Source organism: Roseateles sp. GW821-FHT09H10 (assembly GCF_059415865.1).
The window spans coordinates 25,911-43,641 of sequence record NZ_JBWKOB010000001.1; the positions used below are offsets into that span (position 1 = coordinate 25,911).

Consider the following 17,731-nt stretch of genomic DNA (forward strand, 5'->3'; position numbering starts at 1 on the left):
AAGCCAGATAGACCTTGTTGGCGTTGCCGCAGGAGTGCCGGTCGGGGCGCGCCTGTGCAGCACGCCGTCGATCGCTCTGCATCGTCGGAGTTGATGATGTTCTGGCCGATTGCGGCCAGTACCATCAAAACGCCTTCGGCGCCCCCGCCGAGTTCTCCTTCGACTCCCCGGGCGACTCCTAGTGCGAAGCACCGGTTCCAGCCCGCTTAACCAGGCGATGCATGGACAAGCTCGCTGAAATCGAAACCGATGCCGGCAATCCAGCCGCTGCCACGCAGGCGCAGGGCCAGGCCATCCGCTGCTACCTGGACTACCGCCGCGCCGGCGGCGAGAACCACGACGCAGCGGGCCGCCTGGTCCTCCGCGTCACGCAGCACCTCGGCGCAGGCAATCCGGCCGAAGCTGAGACGCTGCTCCAGCGACTGGCCGCCGATCCGGAGTTCGCTCGTCTGCACAACTTCATCCGTGCACTCCAAGCCGTCTTCGCCGGCAGTCGCGACCGTGGCCTCGCCTCCGCCCCGGAGCTGAGCCACACCATGGCCGCCGAAATCCTCTTCCTGATCGAAACCCTGGAGCAGCAGCCCTGAGCCTGTCGAGTTCGCGCAGCGCGACTTCAACGTCGGCTGCATCGTCAGCACTCAGTGCCTAGGCGCAGGCCGGTAACTGCGTGACCCAGCACCGGCGGCGCTTCAGCCTACTTGGCGAGCGCCCTGCTGAACGGCATCGAGCGCCGCGTGGGCGGCGACCTCGCCGATGACCAAGAGGGCCGGGCTCTTCAGACCCTCGCGCGCAATGCAGTCCGGCAATCCAGCCAGCGTCGTCACCGCATGTCGCTGCTGCGCCGTATGTGCCGCACTGACGACGGCCGCTGGCAGATCGGCCTTCAATCCCGCATCCAACAGCTTGTCCGTGATGTCGGCCGAGCGCGCCACGCCCATGTAGATGACCAGGGTCAGGCCGGTGCGCGCCAGGGCCGCCCAGTCGGGTTCGGCACGGCCTTCGCCGGGATGGCCGGTGACGAGGATGACGCCGGGCGAGGCGCGTCTGTCGGTGACCGGGATGCCGACGGCGGCCGGGCCGGCGATGCCGCTGGTCAGACCTGACACCACTTCCACGTCGAGGCCGGCCTCGCGCAGCGCATCGACCTCCTCGCCACCGCGGCCGAAGACAAAGGGGTCGCCGCCCTTGAGGCGCACGACGCGGTGACCGGCGCGGGCTTCCTTGATCATCAGCGCATGGATGAAGTGCTGGTCCGTCGAGATGCAGCCGCCGCGCTTGCCGACGCGCAGCAGGCGACCCTCGACGAGGCCCAGCACGCGTGGGTCGATGAGGTCGTCGGCCAGCACCACATCGGCGGCCTCGATGCGCCTGAGCGCGCGGACGGTCAGCAGTTCCGGATCGCCAGGGCCGGCGCCAACAAGAGAGACGATGTGGTTCATGCCGGTACTTCCTCAGGCGTGGTGGCGACCAGGCGGCGCAAGGTCGGCAGGCAGGAGCCGCATTGCGTGCCGCAGCGTTTCTCGGCCTGCAGTTGGGCGAGCCTTTCGGTGGGGCTGCCGCTGCAGCGCTGCAGCGTCAGGCGGATGACGTCCTCGCGCACATCGAAGCAGTTGCAGACCTGGGGGCTGGCCGCCGTCATGTTGGTCGGCGGTGCGCCGGGCGACAGCAGCCAGCGGCCGACGGTGGCGGCCGCGGTGCGCTCGCGCCACAGGTCGACCAGCCAGGCGCCTTCTTCATGCTGGCCGACGCGCAGCAGCGCCTGCAGCGGTGCGGTTTGCAAATCATCGCCGTCGAGATTGAGCAGGCGCAGCCGGCCGCGCTGGGCATCGGCGTAGCGCAGCACGGCGGGGTTGTTCAGGCCCAGCACGGCGGCAAGTTCCTCGACCAGTTCGGCCGCCGGCGCCTCGGCGCAGGCGGCTTCGAAGGCCCAGCCCACCTGCTCACCCTTGGCCGGTTCGGGCAGGCAGTGGGCATAGCCGAAGCGCGGCATCAGTGCGCGCAGCCGCTCGCGCAGGCGCGGGCCGTCGGCGGGTGCGACCCAGGCGCAGGCGCTGAGGCGCCAGGGCAGGTCGGCGGGCTCGATGGCGACGGCGCTGAACTTCAGTTCGGGCTGCTTGGAGTCGGGGCAGAAGGCGCCTTGCGTGACGGCGTTGATGCCGAGCTGGGCGCCGATGAACTCGTCGCCCCAGTGCATGGCGATGTCGGCACCGGCCAGCGGCACGTTCTCGTCGAGCTTGAGCGGCAGCACGACCTCGCCGCGTTTGGAGCGCACATGGACGAGTTCGCCCTCGGCCAGCTTGCGGCGGGCGGCGTCGCTGGGGTGGATGCGCACCAGCGGCTTGCCTTCATGGGCGAACAGGCGCGGCACGCTGCCGCTGCGGCTCATGCCATGCCATTGGTCGCGCATGCGGCCGGTGGTCAGCGCGAACGGGCGCTTCGGCGATGCGGTCTCGGCAGTGGCCGTGTAGGGCTTGGTGATGAAGCGGGCGCGGCCATCGGCGGTGGCAAAGCGGCCGTCGGTATAGAGGCGCGGGGTCGAGCCCGTCACATAGGGCCACTGCTGCGGGCCTTCGGTGTCCAGCGTGATCCAGGACAGGCCGGTGATGTCGAGGTCGCGGCCACGCGTGGACTCGCGGTGTTCATTCCACAGGTCTTCCGGACCGTTGGCGACGATGCGCGACGGGCGGGCGAGGCCAGCATCGATGAGTTCAGCCACGTCGCGCACGATGCGCCAGTCGGCCCGCGCCTCACCGGCCGCCGGCACGGCCGGGCGCACGCGGCTGATGCGGCGCTCGCTGTTGGTGACCGTGCCTTCCTTCTCGCCCCAGGTGGCGGCGGGCAGCAGGTAGTCGGCGTATTTGGCTGTGGCCGTGTGGGCGAAAGCCTCCTGCAGGATGACCAGCTCGCAGCGCTCCAGCGCCTTGCGCACAGTGGCTTGATCCGGCATGGACTGGGCCGGGTTGGTGCAGGCAATCCACAGCGCCTTGATTTCGCCGCGCGCGGCGGCCTCGAACATCTCGACAGCGGTGTGGCCGCGCTTGCCTGGCAGCCCGGGCACGCCCCACAGCGACTCGATCTCCGCCCAGTCCGCGGCTCTGCCCGGGTCACGATGGCCGGGCAGCAGCGTGGCCATGCCGCCGCTTTCGCGGCCGCCCATGGCATTGGGCTGACCGGTCAGCGAGAAGGGGCCGGCGCCGGGCTTGCCGATCTGGCCCGTGGCCAGGTGCAGATTGATGAGGGCCGTGTTCTTGGCCGTGCCGCTGCTGCTCTGGTTGAGGCCCTGGCAGTAGAGGCTGAGCGAAGAGGGCGAGGTGGCGAACCATTCAGCGGCCTGCCAGATGTCCGCTTCCTTGACGCCGCAGACCTGGGCGGCGCGGGACGGTGCCCAGTCGCGCACCAGTTCCTTCAGAGCGTCGAAGCCTTCGGTCGATTGCTCGATGAAGCCGTTGGCCGTCCAGCCTTGCCAGATGACGGCATGCAGCAGGCCATGGCACAGGGCTACGTCGGTGCCGGGGCGGATCTGCAGATGCAGGTCGGCGAGCTCGGCCGTCTCGGTGCGGCGCGGGTCGATGACGATGAGCCGATGTTGTGCATTTCGGCCCTGCTTGTTGCCGCGCGCCGCTTCGAGGCGGCGGAACAGGATGGGGTGGGCCCAGGCCGGGTTGGCGCCGCTGATCAGCACGCAGTCGGCCAGCTCGATGTCCTCGTAGCTGCAGGGCGGCGCGTCGGCGCCCAGGGCCTGCTTGTAGCCGACGACGGCCGAACTCATGCACAGCCGCGAGTTGGAGTCGATATGCGGCGTGCCGATGACGGCGCGGGCCAGCTTGTTGAAGGCGTGATAGTCCTCGGTCAGCAGCTGGCCGGAGATGTAGACGCCAATGGACTCGGGACCGTGTTCAGCGCGGATGGCCAGCAGCTTGTCGGCGATCTCGCGGTTGACCTGCTCCCAGCTCACCACTTCGGGCTGTGCGCTGCGTGCGCCGCGCTTCTGCGGCTCACGCAGGCGCTGATGCTGGATGACAACCGGCGTGGCCGTCAGGTGCAGATTGGTGCCCTTGGTGCACAGGCGCCCGAAGTTGGCCGGGTGGTCGGGGTCGCCGCGCACGCCGGTGATCTGCGTGTCATCGTGCTCGATCACAACACCACAGCCTACGCCGCAGTACGGGCATGTGGATTTCGTTTCGCGCATGGTCATACCCACCCTCGGCTGTGGAGCCCCTCGCTTGGCGAGGGGACGAGAGGGGAGTGCTGCGTGTCACCGCATAGCGGATCGCGCTTCAGCGCGTATCCGCAATAGGGGCAGGTGGGCTTTGTCTCGCTCATGTTCTTCTAGGCAGTCAGGCCTTCGCCGCTCAAGCCACCGCAATCGAAATCTTCGGGCCTGCGACAGGTGCAGGAAGGTCAAGAGCCAAGGTGTCCAGCTCGTTTTGCAGCAGGAAGACGTCGCCACCTTCCAGCTTCACGCGAAAGCTCGGCGTGCAGCCCTCATCGGGCTCGCGGGCCGTGCCGTCATTCAAGCCGATGGTCCAGTTGTGCAGCGGGCAGGCGACGCTCTTGCCGAAGACGATGCCCTGGCTCAAGGGGCCGCCCTTGTGCGGGCAGCGGTCCAGCAGCGCGAAGACTTCGTCCTCGGCATTGCGGAACAGGGCCACGTCGACGCCGACAGGGCGCTGCACACGGCGCGAGCCCAGCACGGGGATGTCCTGCAGCGCGCAGATGCGGGTCCAGTCGTCCATGGTTGTCATCCGAGTTGGCGGGCAAACTGCCCCGTCACGGTTTCCATCACGGCGAGCAGGTTCTCGCTCGCCACGAAGACGTTGCTGGCCGCCTCCGGGCCCTGGCTCTCGCCGGCCAGCGCCGACTGCAGGAAGACCCACTGATTGCGCGCCAGCTCGAGGTTGTCGCGGATGGCGGGCGTCACCTCGGGGGCCGCGGACAGCACGCGCATGGCGGTCTCGAACTCGGCGCGGGCCTTGACGGTTTCCTTGGCGACCAGATCGGCCCGCGCACCTTGCTGGCCAGCCATGAAGAAGAGAGCCAGGCGTTGCGACAGCATGCGCTGGCGGCCCGACATATTGACCAGCATGGCCGTGGCCGCGGCGGAGCGCTGTTGCAGTTGGCCGGTCGCAACCTGGGCCAGGCTGAGCATCTCGCCCGAGGTCTGCAGCAACTCGCCGACGCGCTCGGCACTGGGCTTGCTCTTCAGCAGGGCGCGGTAGTCGCCAAAGCGGTGCTGAATGGCCTTGTAGCTGCCGGCAATCTCGGGCGTGGGGGCGAAGGCCAGCAACTCGGTGAGCTGCTTCTCGAAACGGGCCTCGCTGACCTGCAGCACCGAGCGGGCGCGATCGGCGAGTTCGGGGCGCAGCTGGCCCAGCCAGGCCTTGCCCATGCGCTGGCTCAGCATGCGCTGGGCGCCGGCCTTGTCGATGGCTTCGCCGAGCTGGTTGATGCGGCCCTGGGCCAGGGCTGGGCCGGCGGCCAGACCCAATCCACAGAAGAGGATCGAACGGCGGTCCAGTAGTGCATGACCGCGCGGCTGCCGCGGAACTGGCTTTGCCAGGCCACTGGCAGCGCCCCCTTCGAGGGGGCCGGCGAAGCCGGTAGGGGGTGGGCTCATCAACATCAGGCGCCGACCTTTTCGAATTGACGCAGGTCGACACGGGCCTGGTCGAAATCGAACCAGGGGTCGGGCTCGCCGTCGAGGCTGAACTGCAGCTGCGCCCACAGCGCCTTGCGGCGGTCGGCGTCCTCAAGGACCTGCTTCTTGACGTGGTCCAGGCCGACGCGGGCGACGTAGTGCACCGTGCGCTCGAGGTACCAGCCCTCCAGGCGGTAGAGCTGCAGGAAGGCGCCGCTGTACTCCAGCACTTCCTCGGCCGTCTTCAGCTTGCAGAAGAACTCGGCGACCTCGGTCTTGATGCCGCCGTTGCCGGCGACATAGATTTCCCAGCCCGAGTCCACGCCGATGACGCCGACGTCCTTGATGCCGGCCTCCGCGCAGTTGCGCGGGCAGCCCGACACGGCGATCTTGACCTTGTGCGGGGCATACATGCGCCACAGCGCACGCTCCAGGTCCTTGCCCATCTGCGTGCTGTCCTGCGTGCCGAAGCGGCACCACTCGCTGCCGACGCATGTCTTCACCGTGCGCAGGGCCTTGGCATAGGCATGGCCCGAGGGCATGGCTATGTCCTTCCAGACGTTGACGAGGTCTTCCTTCTTGACGCCTAGCAGGTCGATGCGCTGGCCTCCGGTGACCTTGACGGTGGGGATCTGGTACTTGTCCACCGCATCCGCGATGCGGCGCAGTTCCGAGCTCGTCGTCTCGCCGCCCCACATGCGCGGGATGACCGAATAGCGGCCGTCCTTCTGGATGTTGGCGTGGGAACGCTCGTTGATGAAGCGGCTCTGCGGATCGTCGAGGGCCTCCTTGGGCCAGGTCGAGATCAGGTAGTAGTTGATGGCCGGGCGGCAGGTGGCGCAGCCATTGGGCGTCTTCCAGTCGAGGGCGTGGAAGACCTCTTCCTTGGTCAGCAGATGGGCCTTGGCAATGGTGTCGCGGGCATCCTGGTGGCTGGCCTCGGTGCAGCCGCACATCGCCTTCTTCTTGGGCGCTGCCGAGTAGTCGCCACCGGCCGTGAACATGATGAGCTGCTCGACCAGGCCGGTGCAGCTGCCGCAGCTGGCCGAGGCCTTGGTGTGCTTGCGCACCTCGTCCAGCGTGAACAGGCCCTTGTCGCGGATGGCCTTGCAGATGCTGCCCTTGGACACGCCGTTGCAGCCGCAGACCTCGTCGGTGTCGGCCATCGACGCCGCGCGGCTGACGCCCTGGTGACCCACGTCGCCGATGTTGGCGCCGGCCTCGCCGAACATCAGCTTGTCGCGGATGTCGGCGATCTTGCGGCCCTCGCGCAGCAGCTTGAAGTACCAGCCCCCGTCCACCGTGTCGCCGTACAGGCAGGCGCCGACGAGCTGGTCGTTCTGGATGACCAGCTTCTTGTAGACGCCGGCGAAGGGGTCGCTCATGACGATCTCTTCCGTGCCGGCGCCGCCAGTGAAGTTGCCGGCTGAGAACAGGTCGATGCCCGTCACCTTGAGCTTGGTGCTGACCGAGGAGCCCAGGTAGCGGCCGATGCCGAACTGGGCCAGGTGAGTCGCGCAGACCTTGCCCTGCTCGAACAGCGGCGCCACCAGGCCGTAGGCGATGCCGCGGTGGGCCGCGCATTCGCCGACCGAGTAGACGCGCGGGTCCGTCACCGTCTGCATGGTGTCGGTCACGACGATGCCGCGGCTGCAATGCAGGCCGGCCTTCTCGGCCAGGGCGGTGTTGGGGCGAATGCCGGCAGCCATGACAACGAGATCGGCCGGCACTTCGACGATCTGGCCATCGGCCGCCTTGAGCTTGATCGCGCGCACGCGGCCGGCCGCGTTGCCCAGCAGTTCCTGCGTCTGCGCGCCCAGCATGAAGTTCAGGCCGCGGTCGACCAGGGACTTGCGCAGCAGGTCGCCGGCCACGCCGTCGAGCTGGCGCTCCATCAAGGTGTCGACCAGGTGCACGACAGTCACCTGCATGCCGCGCAGCATCAGCCCGTTGGCGGCCTCCAGCCCCAGCAGACCGCCGCCGATGACGACGGCGTGCTTGTACTGGGTGGCCGCATCGATCATCGCGTTGGTGTCGGCGATGTCGCGGTAGGCAATGACGCCTTCGAGGTCCTTGCCCGGCACGGGCAGCACGAAGGGATTCGAGCCGGTCGCGATCAGCAGGCGGTCGTATTCAGCCGCGGTGCCATCGGCGGCGATGACGCGGCGGCGCACGCGGTCTATCTCTGTGACCGTCTTGCCGAGGTGCAGTGTGATGCCGTTGTCCGCGTACCAGGACAGCGGGTTCAGGATGATCTCGTCGATCGTCTGCTCGCCGGCCAGCACCGGCGACAGCAGGATGCGGTTGTAGTTGGGGTGGGGCTCGGCGCCGAAGACGGTGATGTCATAGAGGTCGGGCGTGATCTTCAGCAGCTCTTCGAGCGTGCGCACGCCGGCCATGCCGTTGCCCACCATCACGAGCTTCATCTTCTTCATGCCGAACTCCTGAGTGGCCTGCCAATTGCTTTGCAAGGCATGTGCCAGCGATGAAGCTGGCCTCCAGTCCTGCCGCAGCGTGCAAAACGACCAGCGGCGCCCCACGCCGAAGCGCTTGCTGTCCCGGTGCGGGTGCACTCATCCTGAAACTGCACCAAGATGAGGCCCCTCGTCCAAGGCGTACCTTGGCCGGTCCCCCGCGGGGACGGCGATGCGTGCCGGCTCGACCAGCACGCACATCGCCAGTGCGGGCCGGCTAGGGAGCGGCCCGGCGCTCGGCCCGCGAATCACTAACAACAACCACACATGCGCTTCGAACTCGACACCGGCCTGTCCAGCCTGCAGGGCAAGCGTCCTCGCAACGAGGACTTCGCCGGCGTTCAGGCCCCGGCTTCGCATGAGGCGGAGCGCGGTTGGGTGGCGGCGCTGGCCGATGGTGTCAGCGGCGGCGAGAACTCCAACGCCGATGGCTTGATGGCTGCCCAGACCTCGGTCATGAGCCTGCTGCGCGACTTCCACGGCGTGCCGGCCGACTGGGACACCAGCGTCGCGATGGACCGCCTGCTCGGCCACCAGAACGCCTGGCTGGCTTCGCACAACCGCCGCCCCGGTGCCGACGGCCAGCCGCGCGAGGCGCTGACGACGCTGACGGCCATCGCCCTGCGCGGCCGCCGCTATGCGCTGGCCCATGTCGGCGACAGCCGCGCCTGGCTGCTGCGTGATGGCCAATGCCTGTTGCTGACCCAGGACCACCGCATGGAGCGCCGTGACTTCGCCGGCCTGACGCGCGCGCTGGGGCTGGACGATGCGCTGCGCCTGGACCACAGCGCCGGCGAGCTCAAGGTCGGCGACCGCCTGTTGCTGACCAGCGACGGCGTGCACGGCGCGCTGCGCAGCCGCCAGATCGCCGATGTGCTGCGCACGACGGAGGGCGCCCAGGCCGCCGCCGATGCGCTGACCCAGGCGGCGCTGGCGGCGGGCAGCAGCGACAACGCGACCGCCCTGGTGCTGGACGTGAAGGACCTGGCCGATCCCGGCCTGAGCGACCTCGCTGCCCTGGGCCGCACCCTGCCCAGCCCCGGTCCGTTGGGCGTCGGCTCGACCCTGGATGGCTACCAGGTCACGGCCCTCGTCGCCGACAACGGCGTGCACCGCCTGCTGCAGGCGCGCGAGTTGTCGAGCGGCCGCCTCGTGGCCTTGAAGATGCTGCGCCCCGGCCGCGCCGACGACCCCGAGGAGCGGGCCATGCTGGCCCATGAGATCTGGCTGGGTTTGCGCCTGGCCGAAGCGCCACGGCATCGGCGACGTGGCGGCCGTGATTGGAGTTCCGGCGGCTTTGTGCGCGTGCATGCGCCCGCCGACGGCGCCACGCATTTCTATGCCGTCTTCGACTGGCATGGCGGCCACACGCTGGAGCAATTGCTGGCCAAGGGGCCGCTGGATGTGGCCCAGGCCCAGGCGCTCGCGAGTGCCGTGGCGCGCTCACTGAGCTTGCTGCATGCGGCCGGTGTCGTGCACCGCGACATCAAGCCGGCCAATCTCCACTTCGGCGACGACGGCCAATGGCGGGTGCTCGATCTGGGCGTGGCCCTGAGCCCGCGTGCGCCGGCGGCCTCGCATGAGCTGCATGCCGGCACGCCCAGCTATATCAACCCCGAGCAATGGCAGGACCCGCCGGTTCCCGCCGATGCGGGCTCCGACCTGTTCGCCCTCGGCGTGACCCTCTACCAGGCGCTGACCGGCAAGCTGCCCTATGGCGAGATCGAGCCCTACCAGCTGGCCCGCTACAAGCGCGAGCCGGCCAGCGTCAGCCGGCTGCAACCCAGCGTGCCGATGCCGCTCGATCGCCTCGTCATGCGCGGCATTGCGAGAGAGGCCAAAGCGCGTTTCGAGACCGCCGACGAACTGTTGCTGGCGCTGGAGCGACTGGCGGCGCGCGATCAGCCCGCATCTGCGAAGGCTGCTCGCCCGCGCGAGGCCGCTGTGTCGGGCTGGCAGATCGCCTTTGGCCTGTCGGCCATCCTCAACCTGCTGCTGATCGCCTGGCTGGCTTTTCTACCCCGTTGAGAAAGCAAACGGCCCGCCGAAGCGGGCCGTGAAGCCAGGCGAAGGCGCCTAGACGCGCTGGTAGTGCACGGGCTCCGCCTCCTTGGCTGCCGCCGCCACGCGGCGTGCGCGCCCACCCTTCTCGGCCCAGGTGCGCGTCCAGCGGATCTGCATCACGCGCATGACGCCCAGCATCAGCACGGACAGCACGGCAAAGACGACGAAGCCCCAGGCGTAGGTGCCGGCATGCTGCTTGGACAGGCCCATCAGGTTGGGCACCAGGCCGCCGCCGAGTGCGCCGATCTCGCCGATCATCGAGCCGGCCACCGCAGTGGCCGCCGGCCAGCGCAGCGGCACCAGCTGGAAGAGGGCGCCATTGCCCGCGCCGAGAGCGGCGAAGCAGACGATGAGCAGCAGCGTCGTCAGCACCAGCGAGCCGCTGGCCAGGCCCACGCCGGCCAGGCTGATGGCGACGACGACGAGCACCAGCGTCAGCACATTGACGCCGCCCCAGCGGTCAGACAGCGCGCCGCCGACGACGCGCACCGCCGCGCCCATGAAGGCCGCGAGCATTGTCAGCTGGCCGGCCTGCACCTTGGAGACGCCGAACTGGTCGTAGTAGTAGGTGGGCAGGAAGGTGATCAGGCCGATGAAGCCGCCGAAGGTCACGCCGTAGATCAGGCTGAAAGCCCAGCCGTCCTTCTCGAACAGGCAGGCGACGTGCTCGCGCAGCGAGGCGTGGGCGTCGACGTCGGGCGGCTCCTTGGCGAAGACGATCATGACGACCATCGGCAACAGGATGGCCGCAGCCGCGAAGGCGTAGACCGTCTGCCAGCCATGGGCCTGGGCCAGCGGCGGCGCGACGAGGACGGACACCGCCGTGCCCACATTGCCCGCGCCCACCAGGCCCATGGCCAGGCCCTTGTACTGCGGCGGATACCAGCCCGAGCCCAGGCTCAGGGCCACGCCGAAGCTGGCGCCGGCAATGCCCAGCAGCACGCCCATGGCCAGCAGGTCGTCATAGCTCTTCACCATGAAGAAGCCGTAGAGCATGGCGACGGCGATCAGGCCCATCTCCACCAGCGTCGCGTTCTTGCGGCCGATGTACTGGGACAGCAGGCCCAGCGGAAAGCGCATCAGCGCGCCGGCCATGATGGGAATCGACAGCATCAGCCCCTTCTGTGCCGGCGTCAGGTTGTAGGCCTCGCTGATGAAGGGCGCCAGCGCGCCGTTGAGCACCCAGATGCAGCAGGAAAACGCGAAATACAGAAAGGCGGCGAACAGCGTGGGGCTGTGGCCGGCGTTTTTGAAGTTTTGCAGGGCGGACATCTCGGGCTCGATCTTGCTGGCTGCAAGCGCCCGCGGCCGCCCACCGGTCTTGCCTGGGCGGCAGGACGTCACAGCGGGAGGGAGCCCGCACCATTGCGAGCACCACGCGCCGATACTTGCAAACCTCATGCCCGCCCGCCGGCAATGACGCTGGCCTGTTTCTTGCGCCGTTTTGGGGCGTGACTCCCGAAACCATGTCCGACACCGTCGCTTCTCCTCTGTCGCCCACGCTGATCTGCAGCCCCGAGTTGCCGCCCCAGGCCGCTGCTTTGCAGGCTCAGGGCTGGTCGCTGTGCACCGTTTCCGAGCTTGCCGCGCCCGCCGAGGGGCCGGCCCTGGGCCTGATCTGGTGCCCGGATCGCACCGCCTTGGCGCAGTTGCTGCACTCCGATCGGGCCTTTGGCCTGCCGGCCGTGCTGCTGTCGCCGCCGCCGAGCGACGCTGAAAGGCGCGCCGTGCTGGCCCGTGGCGCGGTGCAGTGGCTGCCCGCCGACGTCGATGCCGGCGTGCTGGGCCAGGCCCTGCTGTGGGCCCGCGACCTGGCCGGCCATCAGCAGGCGCGCGAGCAGGCGGCCCAGGCCAAGCTCGACGAGCGCAAGTGGACGGAGCGCGCCAAGGGCTTGCTGATGCAGGCCCGCGGCATCGACGAGGCCGCGGCCTTCGCGCTGCTGCGCAATACCGCCATGCAGACCCAGTCCAAGCTGCCCGAGGTGGCGCGCGGTGTGGTGCACACCAGCGAGCTGGCGGAGGCGCTGGAGCGCGCCGGCGCCCAGCGCATGCTGAGCCAGCGCCTCGTCAAGCTGCAGGCCCTGCGCCAATGGCCCAAGCTGGCCCCGCCCGAGCGTCGCGAGGCCCAGGCCCTGCTGGACGCTTCGGCCGAGCGCGTGGCCGGCAACCTGGCGCGGCTGGGCGAGTTGCTGCGCCAGGATCTGGCGGAAGAGTTGGGCGCCGTATCAGCCGCCTGGACGCAGCTCGATGCGGCCCTGGGCAACCGCCAGCCGGACCTGGCCCGCAGTGATCGGGCCGCCCAGCGTCTGCTGGAAAGCAGCGAGGTGTTGGTGGCGAAACTGTCCGAGCGTGCCGGCCAGCGGCCGGTGGGCCTGCTCGCCCAGGTCACGCGGCTGCGGCTCCTGAGCCAGCGCCTGGCCAAGGAAGGCCTGCTCGCGCAGGTCATTCCCGGGCATGACACCAGCGGCCTGGCCGCGGGCCTGGACGAGTTCATCAAGGCCTATGACGAGGTGCGCGCCGCGCCGCTGGCAGGGCCTGCGTTGCAGCCGGCATTTGCGGCGGTCGATGAAGCCTGGCTGTTGCTGCTGCGAGGGTTGAGAGTGGAGCAGGGGGATGCGGTGCAGCGCATGCACCAAGGGAGCGAGAGGCTGCTGCAGGCGTTGGAGGCGTTGATCCAGGCGCTGCAGGGGTCGTTGCAGTTGATCTTGGGGTGAGGTTGGTTTGGGTGTTGGATGCTTTCTCCAGGACCTTCAGCAGCTCGATGCAGTGAGCCGGGAGTCCGCCCCGGCAGGGCGGGTAACTTTTCTCTGACTCGCCAGAGAAAAGTCACCCAAAGAGGAGCGCTGATGCAATCCGCACTCGAGCGGGATGAAGCGCTCGCTTCGCTCGAACTGAGCCGCACCCCGATGCGAACCGCTGCGCTCTCGCCTACGACTTGTGAGGAGCGCCAGCGATCGGACCTTCACGCCAGTTAACGTCGGCTGCACGCCGGCCTCATCAGGGAATGCCGAACAGCCGCGTCGCCCGAGCGACGCTGAGTTGGGTCTTCAACTCGTGAGCACGGCGTGCAGCCGCGCGTCGGACGGGCCGCCGGTTCGATGGGTCGGGAGCTTCACAAGTCAGGCGCGAGAGCGCAGCGGTTCGCTTCTTCCCGCGATGCCGCTGGGCGTTTTCGCGCGCCGCTGATGGCGGCGCCGCGCTCGTGTGCGGTTCAGGGCCTCTTCTTTGGTGACTTTCTTCTGGCCCCGCAGAAGAAAGTTACCCGGCCGCCGGGACGGACTCCCGGCAATGCACCGAGCAGACGCACTCTGCGCAAAAGCAACGCATCCATATTGCCCCCCTCGACACAATGCTCCGATCCGCCCAACCGGAGCCCCCTGCCATGACCGATGACGAACGCTTCGCCCGCATTGCCGACGGGCGCACCGATCTGATCTTCGAGCTGCTGGCCTCCGGCCATCCTGCCAGCGCCGCGGATGGCTACGGCGTGAGCCTGATGAGCTGGTGTGCCTACTACGGCGACGTCAGCGGCATCCGCCACCTGTTGGCGCAGGGCGCGGCACTGGCCGCCCTGGGCGACAACCAGGGCCTGAACGGCGCGGCCTTCCACGGCCATTGGCGGCTGTGCCAGTTCCTCATCGAGCTGGGCGCCGACGTCAACCACGCGCTGGAGGACACCGGCGAGACGCCGCTGCACATGGCCTGCTGCAAGGCCAACCGGCCCGACTACGACCGCGTCGTCGAGGTGCTGCTGGCCCATGGCGCCGATCCGAACCGTGCGACGCGGCCCGGCGTGGAGACGGGCTGCTTCATGCGCGACACCCGCACTCGCGGCGAGACCGCGCTGCATCGCGCCGCCGCCTACTGCAGCGAGCCGACCGTCGAGCACCTGATCGCCCACGGCGCGCGCGTGGATGCGCAGGACGCGCAGGGCGACACGCCCCTGTCCTGGGCCAGCTGGCATCTGCGCCCCGACGCACTGCTGCGGCGGCTCTGCCACGGCAGCTTCCGCATCTCGTCCTCGCGCCATTCGACCTATGACCACGGCGCGGGCTGGGAGGTCATGGGCGTGGGGCGCCCCCATCTCTGACGCTGCACCGGCTGTGTCGACGCCGACACAATCTGCCGATCCGCCCGATACATCGCGGCGGTGCAATGCCTGCATCCGACCACCGAAGGAGCTGCAATGCACCACGAACACGACGCCAAGCACGACCACGACCTGGGCCTGGCCCACGACCTGAGCCGCCTGCACCAGCAGGCCTTCGAGCGCCGCGTGGCGCTGCGCTGGCTGCTGGGTGCCGGCGCCATGACCCTCGGCGGCGCCGGCGCGGTGACGCTGGCCGGCTGCGGCGGCGGTGGCAGCAGCGCGACGAGCGATTCCTCCTCGTCGTCGGGTTCCTCGGGTTCATCCGGCAGCGGCAGCTCCAGCGGTGGCTCGACGAGCAGCAGCTGCTCCGTCATCCCGGAGGAGACTGCCGGCCCCTACCCTGGCGACGGTTCCAACACCGCCAATGGCAGCATCGCCAACGTGCTGACGCTGTCGGGCGTCGTGCGCAGCGACATCCGCTCCAGCATCGCCGGCGCCAGCGGCATCGCCACGGGGGTGCCGCTTCAGGTCATCATTGAGCTTGTGAACACCAATGCGTCCTGCGCCGACCTGTCCGGCTATGCCGTCTACCTCTGGCATTGCGACGCCCTGGGCCGCTACTCGATGTACTCCAGCGGCGTGACGGCCGAGAACTACCTGCGCGGCGTACAGGCCACGGCCACCGACGGCACGGCCACGTTCCAGACCATCTTCCCTGGCTGCTATTCGGGCCGCATGCCCCATATGCATTTCGAGGTCTACCGCTCCACCAACACGGCCAGCAGCTGGAGCAACAAGCTCAAGACCTCGCAGATCGCCTTCCCCAACGACGTCAGCAGCGCCGTCTACGCGAGCAGCGGCTACACGGGCAGCGCGGGCAATCTGTCGCAGATCAGCTTCACGAGCGACAACATCTTCAGCGATGGCTACACCACCCAGCTCGCCACCGTCACCGGCTCGGTCAGTGCCGGCTATGTCGCGACCCTGAGGGTCGGTATCTCTGCATGATTGGCCACTGCCTGGTCGTCGACGACGATGCCGAGATCCGAACCAGCCTGCAGGCCTATCTCGAAGGCTTTGGCTGGCGGGTCGGCGCGGCGGCCGATGGCCAGGCCATGCGCCAGGCGCTGGCGGCGCAGCGACCCGATGTCATCGTGCTCGACCTGATGCTGCCCGGCGAGGACGGCCTTGCGCTGCTGCGCTGGCTGGGCACGCAAGCCGACGCGCCGCCGGTGCTGATGCTGACGGCGCGCGGCGACACCATGAGCCGCGTCGTCGGCCTGGAGCTGGGCGCCGACGACTACCTCGCCAAGCCCTTCGAGCCGCGCGAACTGGTCGCGCGCCTGCAGGCCCTGGTGCGGCGCGCCAACAAGGGCCAGGCGTCCAACATCGACGACGACACGCGGCTGCTGCGCTTCGGCCGCTGGCGCTTCGACCGGATGACGCGCCAGCTCATCACTGCCGAGGACGTCGGCATCGCGCTGTCCAGTGCCGAGTTCCGCCTGCTGGCCGCCTTCACGCAGCGCCCGGGCCGGGTGCTCAACCGTGACCAACTCATCGAGCTGACCCGTGCGCCCGGCGTCGAGGTCAACGACCGCAGCATCGACCTGGCCGTGTCGAGGCTGCGCGCCAAGCTCGGCGACACGGCCCGCGAGCCCAGCCTGATCCGCACCGTGCGCGGCGAGGGCTATCTGTTCGATGCCGAGGTGAGCCCGTGCTGATGAAGCCCTGGAAGGACTGGGATCGCCTGGGCCTGCGCCTCTTCCTGTTGATGTGGGTGACGCTGACCGTCAGCCATTTCGCGGCCTGGAGCCTGGTGACCCAGGCGGTGGGCGGCTTGGGCAGCCCGGGCGAGCGGCCGGGCCCACCGTCGATGCACGCCGAAGGCGGGCCACCGCCGCCGCCCATGCATGGGGAAGGGTTCGGCGAGGGCCCGCCGCCGCGCCGCGAGCCTGGCGCCCAGATGCCGGCGCGCATGCCGACCTTCCCGTCCTTGCCCCCTTCGTCCCTGCCCTGGCGCAGCGGCGTCATCGACTATGGCGTGCGCCTGCTCGTCATCGCGCTGGCCGCCTGGTGGGGCTCGCGCTGGCTGGCCGGGCCGGTGCGCCGCCTGGTGGCCGCGGCCCAGGGGCTGACGCCCGCGCTGGCCCAGGGCCGCCCGGCGCCTGCACTCAACGAGGACGAGGGAACGCGCGAAGTGCGCGACGCTGCCGCCGTGTTCAACCGCATGGCCACCGAGCTCAGCGGCCAGTTCGAGGAGCGCGGCCTGATGATCGCGGCCATCTCCCATGATCTGCGCACGCCGCTGACCCGCATGCGGCTGCGCCTGGAGACGGGCGAGGTGGAGGCCAAGGTGCGCGAGCGCTGCATCGACGACCTGCGCGAGATGAACCGGCTGGTGGAGAGCGTCATCGATGTCTTCCGCCCCGCCGACGTGGCGGAGCCGCAGCGGGTGGACCTGTCCGCCCTGGCCCAGTCGGCGGTCGATGACCTCGCGGAGACGGGAGCTGCCGCGACCTTCCACGGCCCGCCCGCCGTCATCAGCGCCGACCCGGTCGCGCTGCGACGCGTCGTCGACAACCTCGTCGGCAATGCGCTGCGCTATGCGGGCACTGCCCGCGTCAGCGTGCACCTCGCCGCCGGCGTGACGCGGCTGGTGGTGGAAGACGACGGCCCCGGCATCCCCGAGGCCGAACTGGAGCGTGTGCGCCAACCCTTCCGCCGCGTCGAGGGCTCGCGCAACCGCGCGACCGGAGGCACCGGGCTGGGCCTCTACATCGCCCAGCAGTTGGTGCGGCGCCAGGGGGCGGTGCTGTTGCTGGCCAACCGGCCCGAGGGGGGCTTGCGGGCCGAGGTGGTGTTCTAGCCAGACGCTGTTGCAGCGGTCGCTGGTACAAGTGGTGCCGCGCATGGTGATCAACTCGATGGGCTGGAGGCCTGCTTGGCCGACCAAGATCCGCTGCATCCGCAGATGTATTTTTCCTATGGGCAGTTCATGGTGTTCGACCAGAGCGAGAAGCTGCCTGGCTGCGAATGGACGGACACGCATTTCGCCCAAGGGTTTGCGCGGCGCGAGTCCGTGGCCTGCTTTCGTGCCTTGGACGAATTCGGCGACGCGGATGTGAGGGCGAGCACTGCACCCTATGTTGCGAAGGAAACCTACCAGCGAGTGATCGCCGTTCCCTTCGCGGTTGATTCGGGCATGGTGATCGTTGAAGGGCCGGAGGAGTTTGACAGCGGCCGGATCGTTCGGCTGGCGCCAGGCCACTACCGTCTGGTGGTGGCGCAGTCGCTGCTCGGCGAGGGCGCTGGGGTGATCGACCTGTTCTTCGAACGCTTGTCCGAGCCCGCGCCCTTCAGTGAAATCCTGCTGAAAGACGGCGAGCTGGCGCCACCGACGAAATTGATCGAGGTTGCCGCCGTCGCTGGAGAGGGCTGAGCGCGTTCGCTACATTGCCCTGTCTT

The 17,731-nt window shown here is 69.0% G+C and carries 14 protein-coding genes; 8 read left to right on the forward strand and 6 right to left on the reverse strand.

The features are described from left to right. Window positions 1-221: 221 nt before the first annotated feature. A complete protein-coding gene (locus AC07OY_RS00130) occupies window positions 222-587 on the forward strand; it encodes a hypothetical protein (protein ID WP_495040492.1) in 366 nt (121 codons plus the stop codon). A gap of 102 nt (window positions 588-689) precedes the next feature. Here AC07OY_RS00130 and cobA read toward each other — a convergent pair whose 3' ends face one another. The 5 genes from cobA to nirB all read right to left on the reverse strand — a co-directional run bounded on the left by cobA (window position 690) and on the right by nirB (window position 8,073). Beyond that, window positions 690-1,439: a uroporphyrinogen-III C-methyltransferase gene (gene cobA / locus AC07OY_RS00135; RefSeq protein WP_495040493.1), complete on the reverse strand. Its 750-nt coding sequence runs from the start codon at window positions 1,437-1,439 to the stop codon at window positions 690-692. Beyond that, a complete protein-coding gene (locus tag AC07OY_RS00140; protein WP_495040494.1) occupies window positions 1,436-4,189 on the reverse strand; it encodes a nitrate reductase in 2,754 nt (917 codons plus the stop codon). The genes cobA and AC07OY_RS00140 overlap by 4 nt, the downstream gene beginning before the upstream one ends. A gap of 163 nt (window positions 4,190-4,352) precedes the next feature. Further along, on the reverse strand, window positions 4,353-4,736 hold the full coding sequence (gene nirD, locus AC07OY_RS00145) for a nitrite reductase small subunit NirD (protein WP_495040495.1): 384 nt from the start codon (window positions 4,734-4,736) through the stop codon (window positions 4,353-4,355). A gap of 5 nt (window positions 4,737-4,741) precedes the next feature. Further along, window positions 4,742-5,488 carry a type IV pili methyl-accepting chemotaxis transducer N-terminal domain-containing protein gene (locus AC07OY_RS00150; RefSeq protein WP_495040496.1) on the reverse strand — a complete coding sequence of 249 codons (747 nt, stop codon included), beginning with the start codon at window positions 5,486-5,488 and terminating at the stop codon, window positions 4,742-4,744. A gap of 134 nt (window positions 5,489-5,622) precedes the next feature. After that, window positions 5,623-8,073 (reverse strand): nitrite reductase large subunit NirB, encoded by a 2,451-nt coding sequence (gene nirB / locus AC07OY_RS00155; protein ID WP_495040497.1) that lies wholly within the window; start codon window positions 8,071-8,073, stop codon window positions 5,623-5,625. A 306-nt stretch (window positions 8,074-8,379) separates the two neighbouring features. Between nirB and AC07OY_RS00160 the strand changes: the two genes are divergently transcribed. Beyond that, window positions 8,380-10,140 carry a bifunctional protein-serine/threonine kinase/phosphatase gene (locus AC07OY_RS00160; RefSeq protein ID WP_495040498.1) on the forward strand — a complete coding sequence of 587 codons (1,761 nt, stop codon included), beginning with the start codon at window positions 8,380-8,382 and terminating at the stop codon, window positions 10,138-10,140. Between the two features lie 48 nt (window positions 10,141-10,188). On the opposite strand, the gene AC07OY_RS00165 is transcribed toward AC07OY_RS00160, so the two are convergent. Next, complete coding sequence (locus AC07OY_RS00165; RefSeq protein WP_495040499.1) at window positions 10,189-11,448, reverse strand: MFS transporter; 1,260 nt, start codon at window positions 11,446-11,448, stop codon at window positions 10,189-10,191. A gap of 194 nt (window positions 11,449-11,642) precedes the next feature. On the opposite strand from AC07OY_RS00165, the gene AC07OY_RS00170 reads away from it, so the two are divergent. From AC07OY_RS00170 to comJ, 6 genes are all read left to right on the forward strand, one after another. Beyond that, a complete protein-coding gene (locus AC07OY_RS00170; RefSeq protein WP_495040500.1) occupies window positions 11,643-12,890 on the forward strand; it encodes an ANTAR domain-containing response regulator in 1,248 nt (415 codons plus the stop codon). Window positions 12,891-13,558: 668 nt separating this feature from the next. Beyond that, complete coding sequence (locus AC07OY_RS00175; protein ID WP_495040501.1) at window positions 13,559-14,266, forward strand: ankyrin repeat domain-containing protein; 708 nt, start codon at window positions 13,559-13,561, stop codon at window positions 14,264-14,266. A gap of 96 nt (window positions 14,267-14,362) precedes the next feature. Next, entirely contained in the window at window positions 14,363-15,274 is a 912-nt protein-coding gene (locus tag AC07OY_RS00180) for a dioxygenase family protein (protein ID WP_495040502.1), read from the forward strand. Next, window positions 15,271-15,987: a response regulator gene (locus AC07OY_RS00185; protein ID WP_495040503.1), complete on the forward strand. Its 717-nt coding sequence runs from the start codon at window positions 15,271-15,273 to the stop codon at window positions 15,985-15,987. Before AC07OY_RS00180 ends, AC07OY_RS00185 begins: the two co-directional genes overlap by 4 nt. Further along, complete coding sequence (locus AC07OY_RS00190) at window positions 15,987-17,132, forward strand: ATP-binding protein (RefSeq protein WP_495041949.1); 1,146 nt, start codon at window positions 15,987-15,989, stop codon at window positions 17,130-17,132. The genes AC07OY_RS00185 and AC07OY_RS00190 overlap by 1 nt, the downstream gene beginning before the upstream one ends. A 75-nt stretch (window positions 17,133-17,207) precedes the next feature. Further along, window positions 17,208-17,705, forward strand: coding sequence for a competence protein ComJ (comJ, locus tag AC07OY_RS00195; RefSeq protein WP_495040504.1), 498 nt, complete (start codon window positions 17,208-17,210; stop codon window positions 17,703-17,705). Window positions 17,706-17,731: the final 26 nt, after the last annotated feature.